This is a genomic window from Kamptonema formosum PCC 10802, assembly GCF_000332335.1.
Lineage (GTDB): Bacteria > Cyanobacteriota > Cyanobacteriia > Cyanobacteriales > Oscillatoriaceae > Oscillatoria.
In genome coordinates, this window is sequence record NZ_KB235950.1 from 159,399 (window position 1) to 173,674 (window position 14,276).

Below are 14,276 nucleotides of genomic sequence, written 5' to 3' on the forward strand. Positions count from 1 at the left end.
CCCCCTTCCGTCGCGCTGAGGCTGGTTTGGCTAACCGTCACACCGGCACTGTCGTTATCTGTAATCGACACAACTGTGGCGTTAATCCCAATTCCGCTATAATTGGCATCCGCACTGACAGCCGTGTGGGTAATCGTGCCGGTGTGATTTCCTTCGGCAACGGCATCCTCTACCGCCGCTACAATAACGACTTGCGGATTATTCCAATTTGCGGGAGTGAAGGTGAGTTGCGCAATTGGCTGAATTTGACTGCCGGTATCAAATTGTACCGTAACTTCAGATGCCGGTTGGGATTGCAGGGAGATTTGATAACTCTCACCGGCACCCCCTTCCGTCGCGCTGAGGCTGGTTTGGCTAACCGTCACACCGGCACTGTCGTTATCTGTAATCGACACAACTGTGGCGTTAATCCCAATTCCGCTATAATTGGCATCCGCACTGACAGCCGTGTGGGTAATTGTGCCGGTGTGATTTCCTTCTGCAACGGCATCCTCTACCGCCGCTACAATAACGACTTGCGGATTATTCCAATTTGCGGGAGTGAAGGTGAGTTGCGCAATTGGCTGAATTTGACTGCCGGTATCAAATTGTACCGTAACTTCAGATGCCGGTTGGGATTGCAGGGAGATTTGATAACTCTCACCGGCACCCCCTTCCGTCGCGCTGAGGCTGGTTTGGCTAACCGTCACACCGGCACTGTCGTTATCTGTAATCGACACAACTGTGGCGTTAATCCCAATTCCGCTATAATTGGCATCCGCACTGACAGCCGTGTGGGTAATTGTGCCGGTGTGATTTCCTTCTGCAACGGCATCCTCTACCGCCGCTACAATAACGACTTGCGGATTATTCCAATTTGCGGGAGTGAAGGTGAGTTGCGCAATTGGCTGAATTTGACTGCCGGTGTCAAATTGTACCGTAACTTCAGATGCCGGTTGGGATTGCAGGGAGATTTGATAACTCTCACCGGCACCCCCTTCCGTCGCACTGGCGATTGCGCTGCTGACAACCACACCGGCTGTGTCATCGTCGGTAACACTCAAAACACCCGCACCCGCAATATAGTTTGTCGCAGAAGCTGTTACCGTCACCGGCTGCAAACCATCCACAACCGGATCGTCAACCGCACCCACCGCGAAAGTGACAGACGCCGCACCATTCGGAATCGTTACCGTTAGAGGCACAGTCGCTTCCGTTGTGTCGCTGCTGGAAAGGCTGACTGTCAGCGCACCTGCAGTGGTGCCGGTTCTAGTCACCGTGCCGGTTGCCGCGATCGCACCCGCCCCTTCTGAGAAACTGCTGGCATTAAAGCTTACATCTAATTCCGGATTCGCCAAATTAAACCGCGCCAAACTCGGATCGTGATCGCTATACTTAAACGCAAACTCCGAGTTGACGTGAACAATATCAAACCCATCCAAATTTCCCAGCAGATTCCCGCTCACAAGAATGTGATCCATAGCGCGGGAATTCCCCTCGTAATTGTAAGTGTAGCGCTCACCGGCAGGCAGTTGCTCTGCCAGCACACTCAACCCCGCGCCTTTCAAGATATTCAGCGGACTGGAAAACTCAAAATCATTCAAATCCCCCAGCACAACCACATTCGCATTAGGATCTATATCCAGAATGCCGGTCGAACCGTTTTTGATAAAGTTCGCCACAATAGCTGCTTGCTGATTGCGCTGAGATTGACTGCTTTGACCGGCAGGCTGGTTTACCCCAAACAGCGGCTCATCTGCCAGTTTAGCATTAAAGTGATTCACAATGGCAAAAACTTTCTGCCCGTTGAACACAAACTCCCCCGCCAAAGGCTTGCGACTGCTATTAAACCCCCAATTCGCCGGTTCAATTCGCCCTGGACTTGCAGACAGTTCCGGCGCACCCCCATTATTAATAACACTGACACCAGACATAGCACTCCCGCCGGCACGATCCGCAAAACTAACGCGAGTCGGATTGAACAGGAACCCAACGCGAATATTCCCTCCCGGTTCGCCGCCATCGGCGTCATCCACGGGGTCAATTTGGCGGAACTCGTAAGTTGGCCCACCGGCATCCTGAATCGCTGCTATCAGCATAGCATAAGTTGCGCTGGCGTCAACCACAGAATCATTCGTCGCGCCGTTACTGTCTTGGATTTCCTGAACCGCGAGGATATCCGGCGACTGGAGATTGCTGACAATAGTGCTGGCGAGATTCGCAAATTTAGCAGCGCTGTCGCCTGGATCTAGGTTGCTCAGATTAAAGGTGGCGACTGTTAGCTGACTGGCGGTAGGACTTAAACTCGTGACTTCCTTTGTCAGTCCCCCAGAAGTTATGCTAGGTAGGGCAGAAGTATTCAGGAGTTTGAAGTTACCGGCGCTGTAATCCATCACGCCCGCAATGGCACCGCTGAAGCTGTCGCCCACACTCACCTGCGGCGCACCGGCAACTATCTCATCATCAATTATAATCCGCTCTGGGTTAAAGTCATTGGCCTGAATCACAATGCCTCCACGAGGGGTTCGCACACTCGCACCCGCACCACCATCCGCCAGCACAGGAATTGTCCCGGCAGCGCTCGTTGGCCCAACTGCCACAGCATTATTTACTCCCACCAACATCCCTTCCAGACTCTCGTAAAAATCGATCCCGTCTTCAGAAGGGTCAAATGCAGTGCCGGCATTCTCCACATTCCCACCAGCGGCGTCATTGTCAATGATCTGTGCCGGTGGCGTGCGCCCTCCACTACCAATTATAATAGGAGTGGGTAGAGAGTTGCCAGAAGACAAAATCGCGATCGTGGGATTGGCAATCTGAGTAACAGAAAGGTTGCTGGCAACACCATCCGGGCGAACCTCACTCACTGTACCATTGACCAATACCGAGTCGCCAACACTGACAGCCGGTGCTGAGGACGTGAAGACAAAAATCCCCTCAGATGTGGCATCATCCGCATCCGGATTGGGGTCTTGCATATAAAATCCGCTAGAGGTTGTGGCGGTAACGGTGCCGGTAACGTTGGTGACTGACTCACCGTTTTTAGGGGAAATATGAGCCGCACCTTGGATCTCCCGGATGCGGGTGGAGGCGGTAACAGTGATATCGGCAGTCTCAAATTCGGTGCTGAAAGCGGTTGCGCCGCCGTTAATTGAGGCATCGGCACCGGCAGTTCCGTTAGCGCTGCCATCCGCTGTATCCCAAGCGCGGTAAGTGATGCTGGCAGTGCCGCTGAAATTGTTGCTGGGGAGAAAGCGAATTCTGTTAGCAGATGCTGCAGTCAAAACCGTGGCGGAACTGTCGGATACGGCTCCAAAAGCTGTCCAAGTGGTGCCGCCGTCGGTGGAATATTCCCAAGTGCCGTTGCTAGTGTCGGTGCCGGTGACAGCAATCCCCCCCACTGCGCCGGTGTCTGCGTCAGTGATGCTGCTGCCGATAATATCTGAAACTGAAGTGCCTTGGTTGCCAACATCATTCTGGTTGATTGTCGCCAGAGTTGAACTTCCAGAATTATCCAGCACCGGCGCGTCGTTAACCGCCGTCACGCTCACGGTTTTGGTTTCCGCGTTGCTGACACCGCCGAGTTGATCTGTCACCTGCAACTGCACCGTGCGACTGCCGGTTGAGGGGTTTTCTGAAATGTTTTCATAAGTGATATTTCTCAGCAAAGCTTCGGCGGCTGCCGGCGTGGCGCTGGCGTTGAAAGTGATTGCCAGAAGTGCCGTGCCGGTGCCTCCCGTAAAGGTGCCAATTGTGACGCCGCCATAAGTGACATCGCTGCCAGAAACGCCAATTTCACCGGCAGCTGTTCCCTGGTTGCGAATCGCTAGCCGGTCCTCCGCTGCGCCGCCGGCAATGATGCTGGCAGTCAGGTTGCCAGTGTTAAAATTAGGGGAGTCGCTATCCGTGAGGGTTGCCGCTCCGTCAATCAAAACTGCACCGGCATTCTCAGTGTAATTCAGCCCTGCGGCGGATAAAGTTATAGCGGGGGCGCTGTTGTGGCTTCCCAGACCATTATATGTATTGTTGGCAAACCCAATCCATTCCAGGCTCGGATCGAAGGCATCGCTGGGATTTGTATCGCCGGCAGTTACATTGGGATTGCGGCGGATAGTGTTATCTTGAGTGCTTGTCGCTCCAGCACCCCACTGATTTCCCGGATCGAAGCCAACTTGACCGATGGCATCAATGACTGTTGCTCCCTTGCGCAGCACAACTGCATCGTCGCCGTTGTACCAAGAAAATTGGTCGGTATTCGTCTGGTCGGCTTCGGCAAGAATAGCTGCGTTAGTATTATTATTGAGTGCCAAGACATAGACATCGCCGCTGGCTACTGTGCCGGTCAGGTTGTGAGTAAAACTAACCGTTGCGCTCCCATTAGAATAAATATCCACGGCGTAGCCACCTGCGGCTAGGTCAATGGCAGCGCCGGTGCCGTTGTAGAATTCTAGAGCTTTATTGTTGCCACTTCCCTCAACATATTCGGAAATGAACAGCTCGGCAGGCAGGAGAACCCAGTCGTAAGCTTCCATCACCCCACTCTGAAATGCCAGGGGTGCCTCAATCGTGCCGGTGGCGCATTCGAGCACCCAGTCTCCGCCTTTTGCGGCGCTGCCGGTGGGATCGTCGGAGGCGGCCACATCTGCCCCAGTTAGCTGGGCCAGCCGGCGGGTGAGAGCCTCACCCGCAACACCGGCTCCCACCTCGCACCCATACAGCACAATGTCGGCACCGGCACTCAAGGCCCCCGCCATACTATGCAACTGTATTGCATAATCAATTATCGTGTCCACGCTCAGCAAGCTATTCCCCAAAGACACACTTCCGGTACTGCCGTGAGAGACAATATGCAGGCCAGAAATGCCGGTGCGTCCCGCCAGCCGCTGCGCAATCTGCTCTACCCCATCTTTTGTGGCGTCGAGGACGAATACTTCCGCCCCCTCAGTGACACCGGCAGCCAGGTTTTGCCAGTCCCCAACGCTGGGGTCAATGACGACTATCTGGTGGGTGGCGGGCTGTCCAGGAGAGCCGGTGAGGGGGTCAGCATTAGCTGCGCCAAACGTGCCGGCGGTAACGGATGTTGCAGCATCCGTTGCTCCCCCCACATCCGTGAAGGCAGTGCCGGTCAGGGAAGCAGGTGCTGGTGAGCTTTCTTGCCCCTTGACATCAAACTCGATTTGTGATACTGGATCGGTAAAAAGTAGCAGATCGGTGCGAGTTCCCACGCCCACAGAGGGCAATCCGCTAGGGGCGTTGGTGGAGAGCCCATCCAGCGAGGGATTGACAGGATTCGATTCAGTTGCAAATGGCAGTAGTTGCGCCTCTGTGAGTTCCAAAGTTACGGCTCCTTTTAGCACTTTGATTGACTAATTCGCTGGTTTTGGCTCGAAGTCGTGCGAGCTGTCACTCGGTTTTTTTGAAATTTAGGAGACTTTCGTCTCTGCGCGCCGGTCGCAGGGGTGACAGCATAAGAACGCTAAAATAAGTTAAAGCGCTTTAGGGAGCGAGGGCAACGGCTGTTGAAGCTTGTATTTTGGGGATCGTTACTAAAGTTTGCATAATTTTTTTTCCCTTGAAATCTTATCGGTGGACTTACGCTTTTTTAATTTTCAACTGCACCTCACCCGAATGTTGAGTGAGGTAGGGTCAAATGGACGGGCAGCCGGTGAAGAGTGTCAAACACTCTTCCGGAGAGCCGCTATGAAAATTGTGCAGAGCCGGTGTTGCTAGCTCTTGCTTTTCCCAAAACCTGAAGGGGGAGGGTGCCGGCAGGCATCTCCCACAAATCGACCCAGACTTTTTTTTTGACTTTATCACATTGCGGAATAAATGTCAAGGAAGCCGGCGGGCAATATTTTGGCGCGGCCACCGGCCTCGGCAGGGCATGGGGTCGCGCCCGGTGAGGGGCCGGCCCTCATAGGGGGCTAAAACTGCTGCAGGAGCAAGCTAGGCACCTGAGAGTTGTGGCGCAGGGAAAGGGTGCAATAAACCCGCCCCCAGTCACCGAGAGCCAGCAGCAGCACGGAGTATAAATCTCGCTGGCGGGCTTGGCCATTAAGTAATTTTTCGGTGCCGGTTGGTAAAATACATGTTTTCACAAAAGCTATATTGGTGACAGAAGCCAAGCGTCGGGTGGCTGCACAAAGTTGGGTAACATCAGGAATGAGCCGCTTTGCTGCCAGAGAGCCAGAGAGGCAGCCCACCAGCCTATTACTTGTCCGCCTCTGCCTGATGATAGCTGGAAGCTTCACGCTGGCGAGGCATATTCGGTAGCCTGCCCCAGATTTGCCCGAGGAGTTTGCGATAACCTATGGATAATGCTATCCCAGAGCTTGAGAATATCAGACGCCAGTTAATGAGCCTATACCGACCGAAAAAACCCAAAATGCTGGTGGTAGACGACGAGCCAGACAACCTCGACCTGCTCTACCGCACCTTCCGACGTGAATTTCAGGTACTCAAGGCGGAAAGCGGTGTCCGCGCCTTGGAAGTGCTGGCAAAAGAGGGGGAGGTGGCTGTGATCATCTCTGACCAGCGGATGCCGGAAATGAAGGGCACCGAGTTTCTCAAGAAGACGTTACCCCAATTTCCCAACACGGTGCGGATTATTCTCACGGGGTTCACGGACATTGAAGACCTCGTAGAGGCGATTAATTCTGGACAAGTCTATAAATACATCACCAAGCCGTGGGACCCCAATGAACTGAAAGCAGTTGTGGAGCGGGCGGCTGAGAACTACGACACCCAAATGCAGCGGGTGGAAGAATTGCGCCGCGCCCAGGCGCAAACCACCCTGATCTCAGCGATTTTGCAAGCCGCCCAGGAATCGGAGAATTTGCAGGGGTGTCTGGAGAGCATTGCCACCGCCTTCGGGAAAAGCTTCGCTGCGGATGTGGCGATCTTGCAATTGGTAGAGGGCGCTGCTCTGGCCGGTGAGTCTGGCACCTACAGCGCCGGTGGGGCGGCGGAAAACTGCCTGCCGAACGACCCCTTGGCCACGGAAGCGATCTCCACTCACCAGATCCAGGGTGCGGTGAATATTCCCGCTGAGCCCACTCTGGCTGGTGTGCCTCACTACCAAGCCTCTGGCATCCAGAGCCACATCGCTCTCCCAATCACTTACCGAGATAAAGTTGTAGCCCTTTTGTCGCTACAGTGGCACCAACCCTGCACCCTCAAAGAGGACGAACTGACACTGGTTCACCTGTCGGCCAGGCAGGTGGCCCTGGCAATCGCCAGCACCCTGGCCTTTAGATGATTTTGTCCGCCCCTCAGCTGTCCGCCCTGCAGTTGTTTTTCCCCCACCCTGCGCCCAGCAACCGATGAACTCTCAGCAAATTCAAGCCCTGTTTGACCGCATTGCGCCGGTTTATGACCAATTTAACGACAGCCTCAGCTTGGGCCTGCACCGGATATGGAAGCGAATGGCGGTGAAGTGGAGCGGTGCGGCACCCGGAGATGTCTGCCTGGACCTGTGCACCGGCAGCGGCGATTTGGCCATCCTGCTGGCCGGGCAAGCTGGCCCCAAAGGCCGCGTTGTCGGGGCCGATTTCTCACCAGCCCTGCTGGCGGTGGCGGCGCAGCGTGACAAACCCTGGCTCCACCCCTGCGCCCCCATCACCTGGGTGGAGGCGGACGCCCTCAATTTGCCCTTCCCAGACAGCCACTTTGACGCCGCCACCATCGGTTACGGACTGCGCAACGTCACCGACATCCCCCGCTGTCTCCAGGAATTGCGCCGCGTCCTCAAACCGGCAGCTTCCGCCGCTATCCTCGACTTCCACCGCCCCAGCAACCCCAACCTGCAGGCTTTTCAGCAGTGGTATCTCAACACCCTCGTGGTGCCTGCCGCCCAAAAGTTCGGCCTGACGGAAGAATACGCCTACATCAGTCCCAGCCTCGACAGATTCCCCACCGGCCCGCAGCAAGTTCACTTGGCCCAACAAGCCGGTTTTGCCTGCGCCACACATTACCCCATTGCCGGCGGTATGATGGGAGTATTGGCTGTTACCAAATAACAGAGCGGCTCTCATATTAGTGAGGTACTGAGAAACCCGGTTTCTTAAACAAACCGACTTTCAAAGGACGCACTTCATCCAAGTGAGAACCGCTAGAACTCTCACCAGTCATCGGTCCTCAGAAAGCAGTCAGCCAAGGCTAATGGCTGAGAGCTGATGGCTGATAGCTCTATTGAATTGCCACCTTGAATTTTCCTGAGCTATTGCAATACCTGGTTCCGCCGGTTGCCGGTGGAATTATTGGCTATTTCACCAACGATATAGCCATCAACATGCTCTTTCGCCCCTATCGGACTTACTACCTCTTTGGGCGAAAGCTCCCCTTTACCCCTGGTTTGATTCCCGCCAACCAGGAACGTCTGGCGAAGCGGATTGCCGACACCATTATGGGGTCGCTGCTGACTCCAGAGGAATTGCAAAATTTGGCGCGCCGCCTTCTCGAAACCGAGCGCATGCAAGGGGCGATTCTCTGGCTGCTCAAGCTGGCGCTAGAGCAAGTCCAGTCCGATACCGAGCAGAAAACCGCCAAAATTATGGCCGGCATTCTCAAAGACTTGCTCGGTGAATCCTTCCCCCGCATCCTCAAGGTACTCGCTCGCCGCGAAGATTTTCTAGAACCCCAGATCAATCAAATCTTTGACCAAGTTTTGCTGGAATTCCAGCTGACTGAACCCCAGGCTATTCAGCTGTCAGACTGGCTGCTGAAGGTGGTTTTGCCCCCTGACGTGCTGCGCCAAGCTCTGGTGGATTTCCTGACAGACCGCAATATTCAAGCCCTTGATGAGGGGTTTCGAGAAAAAGCCAGCGGCACCTACTGGGTGGTGGCTAATTTGTTCGGCTTGCGCAACACCCTGACTCGCCTCCGCACTTTTTGCCTGGATGAAAAAGAAGAGGCTAACGCTCGTCTGACTGAGTTTATCGAAACTCTGGGCATTCGCTCCCGCTTCAAAGAATGGCTGCAAAATATTTCTTTGCAAAATTTGCCGATTTCCACCGTGCGCCAGCTGCGCAAAACCCTGCGAGAGAGTGTCCGCCACTACATTCAAACTCGCGGGACAGACTTGCTGCAAGGATTGAGCCAGTCTGTGGACTGGGAAAATATGTCCAAGCTGATTCTCAACCGGCTGCGGTCTTCGGCGGTGGTTGGCCAGTCCCTGGAACTCGTCAGCAAAGAGCTCGCCTTGATTCTGGAACGCTATCTGGAGCGGGATTTAGAAGTCCTCGTGGCTAAAATAATCCCCATTTTGAATATTGACGAGGTGATTATTAACCGAGTTAAGGCGACTTCTCCCCAAGACCTGGAGGCGGCAATTCAAGGCATTGTCAGGAGTGAGCTGCAAGCAATTGTTAATTTAGGGGGGGTCTTGGGCGTGATTGTCGGTTTGCTGCAAACGCTTTGGCTTTTCTTAATAAAATGACACGATTGAGCTGTTGCGCATTTAATTTTTGCTATCCATCTCTATTCCTCGTTCCCAGGCTCCGCCTGGGAATGCCCCTCTGGAGGCTCTGCCTCCTTTGTATAATAAGCATATTAAAAACATAACAGCTTAGTATCAACCGCGCTCATGCAATTCCTCTGGCGCAAAACGGGGTAAATTTGCTGGCAGGGGGCTAAAGCCCAACTACAAACGGGCAGGGGGCTAAAGCCCAACTACAAACGGGCAGGGGGCTAAAGCCCAACTACAAACGGAGGCTAAAGCCCAACTACAAACGGGCAGGGGGCTAAAGCCCAACTACAAACGGGCAGGGGGCTAAAGCCCAACTATAAACTGAAAAAAGGGCCACAGTCAGGAAAGGCCAGCACTGCTTTCCGGACGGGATGGCAGAAGTCCGCCAGGCAATGGCCATCGCCGGCAAGCTGAACCGCCGGCTGCAGGACAGGAATCCCATCGGACCAGTTCGCCCTGGCTGCAGCAATGTAAATTTTTGTTAAACAGGAGCTCCCAGAGGAGTAAGCCGTCCTAAGATAGGAATAAGGGGCTAGCTAGCTACTGCATTGCCAGGCCGGCAGCCCAGATGGCGTAAAGTAAAAACCACAGCAAAATAAACTGCTGTGGACCAAACAAAAAATATAGAACTAATATGACACAAAAAGCGACTTCCGAACAACCCAATTCACAGGCCGGCTTCAAGCCGCCCTTCAAATACAGCAGCTCCCTGAGTCGCGAACAAATCGCCGGGTTGCAGGCCACAGCCCGCAAAGGACACAGGCAGCTCTGTAAGGTCAACGAGAGGCTAGTGGCTCTGGGCCAAGAGTTACTGGAGCGGGAGCGCGATCTGGGGAAGGACTTCCAAAAGTGGCTGGCGCACTGTTTTCCGGACGAGAGGCCACAAATCCGCCAGGCAATGGCCATCGCAGGCTTGGTGAATCGCCAGCTCCAGTATAAGGAGCAGATGATGGGATGGAGCCGCTCAGCCCTAGCCGCCCTCAGCAAACTGGACGACGAGCGAGTGGCGGAAGTGCTGACATCGGGGGTGAAGTGGACAGTCAAGGCGATTAGAGAACTGCAGCGCAGCCTGAAAGCACCACCGACAGAAGATCCGCAGGCTGTCGCCACGGAAGAGGACTGGCAGCGGCTGGGGTGGGAGAAGTACGAAGTCGAAGAGAGCGAGAAAAAGAGCCTGCAGGAGTGCGCCCGCAATTTGGCCTTTGAGGAGGCCGGTGAGGGAGCGACGGAAATCGAAGTGAGGGTGGGCCACATTCAAGCGGCGGTGGAGATCCACAAAGAGCGTCTGCTGCCGGTGCTGTCGCACCGGCGGATTGGCAAATCGGGGGCAGCGCCGATTTCGATGAAGGATTACAACGAGCTGATGGACATACTGCAAAGGCAGCGGAAGCTGATGCGGGATCTCAAAGAAAAGAACCAGAAGCTGATCGAGGAGCAAAGCAGTCTCTACCAGCAGGCTTTGGTGCAAGCGCGGCAGGAAATGGCGGATTTCTGGGAGCGGCAAAAGGCACTGCTGGCGCACCTGCGGCGAGCGGACTCTGAGAGGAAGCAGCTAGCGGTGGAGAAGCAAGCCCTGGAAGCGGAAGTCGCCGCCTTGAAAGCGAGCGCCGGCACCGGGTTGGATGGGGATGCCGGTGCGGGCAAAAAGGTAGAGGCAGATCCGCAAGAAGTAGAGGAGGTGGCGGCTTGCTTCGAGACGGTGTTCGGCGAGCAAGCGGTGAGAAAGCTGCATGTGAGCGAAGTGCTGTCATCGCTGGAAAAACCTGTTCTGGAAACGCTGCAGCTTTTGGTAGAGGGTTTGCGCCGGCACGCTAAATTTTTAACGCCATTTAGCCGCAGCACTGTCTCACAAAAAACGCCACACGCGGGGACAGAATTTGATGAGGACTTTGCCTTTGAGGTCAACCAGATCCCCCCTGAATGGGAGCCGCTGTGAGACACTCTCCTATCACTCATGGGAGTGAGGGGGAGCCAGTGAGCGCAGGATAGCCTAACTGCCAAGCCTTCATGGTTCCTGTGGCGGGACTCATTTAAATGAGAAGCGCGGTGGGGGCCCGCCCCTGCAACTTTTGGGTTTTAGCCCAACTACAAACTTTTGGGCTAAAGCCCAACTACAAACTTGAGCGCCCGCACAGGAGCGTTAAGAGGTTTTATGCGTTAAGAGGTTTTATGGTAAAATTGCGCTACACCGGCAGCGGGTGGGTGACTTTTCGGGCATCTCCTGTGTGCCGGTGGGCGAAGCTTGATGCAAACCGTCTGGCTTTTACTTCCAGTGAGATTGGGCATGGGGCACTGGGGCAGTGGGCGGTGGGGCATCAAGAAAGCCGGTGTCTTAAAAGATCGGGTGTCTGGCAGCGCCAGTAAAATATGAGGAGTAAGACGGAAATGATTTCAAATCTGAGAATTGCCTCTCTGCTGCCGTCTGCCACAGAAATTATAGCGTCTTTGGGGCTGGCGGACTGTCTGGTGGGGCGCTCCCACGAGTGCGACTTTCCGCCGGCAGTTCAACAGCTGCCGGTGTGCACTCAGCCCAAGTTCAATCCAGAAGGCAGCAGCAGGGAAATCCACGAACGAGTCACGGATTTATTGCAATCTGCCCTGAGTGTCTATCAGGTGAAAATGGATGTCTTGGCACAGCTGAAGCCAACCCACATTATCACCCAAGCTCAGTGCGAAGTCTGTGCGGTCAGTCTAGCAGATGTCGAGCGAGCTGCTGCAGCCCTCACCGGCACTCAACCCCAAATTATTTCCCTGCAGCCGAATTTTCTGGCGGATGTGTGGGCAGATATTGAGCGAGTCGCCTGCGCCCTCGGGGTGGATGGAGAGCCGGTGGTTGCGGGATTGAAATCCCGCGTCGAAATTTGCGCTAGCAAGATTGGGCAAACGCGCCCCACTGTCGCTTGCATAGAGTGGGCGGAACCCCTAATGGCTGCCGGCAATTGGGTTCCGGAATTAGTCAGCCTTGCCGGTGGCCAATCCTTATTTGGCACTGCCGGCTGGCATTCCCCCTGGCTGCAATGGGACGAGCTCGCAGCAGCAGATCCAGAAGTGATTGTTTTCATGCCTTGCGGCTTTGATTTAGAGCGCACTCGCCAAGATGCCATGCACCTTAGTATTAACACAAATTGGAAAAATTTGCAAGCAATTAAAGCCGGCAGGGTTTACATCACCGACGGCAATTCCTATTTCAACCGGCCCGGGCCGAGGTTAGTCGATTCCCTAGAAATTTTAGCTGAGATTTTGCATCCCGAATTGTTTGATTTTGGCTATGAGGGCGCGGCGTGGGAGCGCCTGGAAAAAGTTTAGCACAAGAGGAGCGTTAAGAGGTTGTATGGTAAAATTGCGCTACACCGGCAGAGGGGGGTGAAAAGCCGGTTATCGCCGGGGTGCCGGTGGGCCAAAATTATCCCAAAAATAGCCGGCGAACTTCACCCGCCAGAACCAGACGTGATTCAGAGGAGTCTTGGAGTGGGCAATGCTTAAGCAACTCATCCTTGAGAACTGGAAAAGTTTCGGCAAAGCAGTGCTGCATATCGACCCGCTGACCATTCTCACCGGCACAAATGCCGGTGGCAAATCTAATGCGATTGAAGCCTTGGAATTTCTCAAGAGAACGGCACAGGGGAAGGAGATTCAAGCTTGTTTAGCAGGGGATGAAACTTTACCCCCCATTCGAGGGGGTGTTGAGGGAGCCGCACTCAGACCAAAAACTCAATTTACCTTAAAGGTGCTGGTTCAGGGTGAGGATGAGCGGACAGATTACCTCTACAGCATCACGGTGGATACTAGCGCGCGCGTAAAGATTTTGGCTGAATCTCTAGCTGTTATAAAACAGCAGAACAAAAAATCGAGTGAGGCGGGAGAAACTTTTTTATTTCAAAGACATAGCAGGCCGCAGAACCCCGATTTAATCTTCTTAAGATTTAACCTCTATGACAGCAGAGTAATAGCTTTTCACAGTTCTATATCAATTTTAAGCCATTTTCAATTTATTCAGCTGCCAGGAGTTTATTTGGAACGGTCTCTTGAACCGGGGAGGATAGTTTTAAAAAAGATTCAGGAAATCTTTATACTAGATCCGGCTCCTTCTAAGATGCGGTTTTACTCACGGCTCTCTGAAAGCCTGTTACAGGATGCCTCCAATATTGCTGGCGTGCTGGCAGCATTGCCCGAAGAACAGAAAGCTGCGGTAGAATCAACTCTGTCCGCCTATGCGCGGGATTTGCCAGAAGGCGATATTTGCAGAGTGTGGGCGGAACCCGTTGGGCGCTTAAAAAAAGATGCGATGCTTTACTGTGAAGAAGTGTGGGGAGCAGGTCAACCTCCCACAGTGGTAGATGCCAGAGAAATTTCGGATGGAATTCTTCGCTTTTTAGCGATTCTAACAGCGCTTCTGACGCGACCGCAAGGGAGCCAACTGGTCATCGAAGATGTGGGCAGCAGACTTCACCCATCCCGGGCAGACCTGCTGGTAAAAATGCTTAGAGAAATTGGAAAAAAAAGACAAGTTAATGTACTGGTTACAACCCAAAATCCAGCTTTACTAGACGCACTGGGACCAGATAAAATTCCTTTTGTAGTTGTAGCGCACCGAGACGCGCAAACGGGAGAAAGCAAGCTGACTTTACTCGAAGATATTGAGAATCTTCCTAAGTTGATGGCCTCCAGCACCTTAGGGAAGCTCGCAGCACAGGGAGCTATTGAAAAGAGTCTTTATGATATCCCGCAGTTCCCGAGAGAGTCCTGAGCGAGAGCGGCGCTCTCCGCCTGTCTGAAAGTCCAGGGAGAGTTGTGGGGAAAAACTAGGTTTGGCAAAAGTTCTCCAGTTTGT

9 protein-coding genes are annotated in these 14,276 nt (G+C 53.9%); 7 read left to right on the forward strand and 2 right to left on the reverse strand.

Annotated elements, in window-relative coordinates; all coding sequences use genetic code 11:
* Together OSC10802_RS45195 and OSC10802_RS52060 are read right to left on the reverse strand one after the other, a co-directional pair.
* Positions 1–5,315 (reverse strand): DUF4347 domain-containing protein (locus OSC10802_RS45195; RefSeq protein WP_155969106.1); only part of this gene is annotated, 5,315 nt, incomplete at its 3' end.
* A gap of 588 nt (positions 5,316–5,903) precedes the next feature.
* On the reverse strand, positions 5,904–6,077 hold the full coding sequence (locus OSC10802_RS52060; RefSeq protein ID WP_155969108.1) for a hypothetical protein: 174 nt from the start codon (positions 6,075–6,077) through the stop codon (positions 5,904–5,906).
* A 212-nt stretch (positions 6,078–6,289) separates the two neighbouring features.
* Between OSC10802_RS52060 and OSC10802_RS0134525 the strand changes: the two genes are divergently transcribed.
* The 7 genes from OSC10802_RS0134525 to OSC10802_RS0134560 all read left to right on the forward strand — a co-directional run bounded on the left by OSC10802_RS0134525 (position 6,290) and on the right by OSC10802_RS0134560 (position 14,192).
* On the forward strand, positions 6,290–7,237 hold the full coding sequence (locus OSC10802_RS0134525; protein WP_017721326.1) for a response regulator: 948 nt from the start codon (positions 6,290–6,292) through the stop codon (positions 7,235–7,237).
* 64 nt (positions 7,238–7,301) lie between these two features.
* A complete protein-coding gene (gene ubiE, locus OSC10802_RS0134530; RefSeq protein ID WP_017721327.1) occupies positions 7,302–7,997 on the forward strand; it encodes a bifunctional demethylmenaquinone methyltransferase/2-methoxy-6-polyprenyl-1,4-benzoquinol methylase UbiE in 696 nt (231 codons plus the stop codon).
* 185 nt (positions 7,998–8,182) lie between these two features.
* Positions 8,183–9,415, forward strand: a complete 1,233-nt coding sequence (locus OSC10802_RS0134535; RefSeq protein ID WP_017721328.1) for a DUF445 domain-containing protein — start codon at positions 8,183–8,185, stop codon at positions 9,413–9,415.
* A 664-nt stretch (positions 9,416–10,079) separates the two neighbouring features.
* Positions 10,080–11,381, forward strand: coding sequence for a hypothetical protein (locus tag OSC10802_RS0134545; RefSeq protein WP_017721330.1), 1,302 nt, complete (start codon positions 10,080–10,082; stop codon positions 11,379–11,381).
* Between the two features lie 233 nt (positions 11,382–11,614).
* The gene (locus OSC10802_RS52065; RefSeq protein ID WP_155969110.1) at positions 11,615–11,809 is read left to right on the forward strand and encodes a hypothetical protein; all 195 of its coding nucleotides are present in this window, start codon (positions 11,615–11,617) and stop codon (positions 11,807–11,809) included.
* A gap of 21 nt (positions 11,810–11,830) precedes the next feature.
* Positions 11,831–12,751 (forward strand): cobalamin-binding protein, encoded by a 921-nt coding sequence (locus tag OSC10802_RS0134555; protein ID WP_017721331.1) that lies wholly within the window; start codon positions 11,831–11,833, stop codon positions 12,749–12,751.
* Positions 12,752–12,920: 169 nt separating this feature from the next.
* Positions 12,921–14,192 carry an AAA family ATPase gene (locus tag OSC10802_RS0134560; protein WP_017721332.1) on the forward strand — a complete coding sequence of 424 codons (1,272 nt, stop codon included), beginning with the start codon at positions 12,921–12,923 and terminating at the stop codon, positions 14,190–14,192.
* The last annotated feature ends 84 nt before the right edge of the window (positions 14,193–14,276 follow it).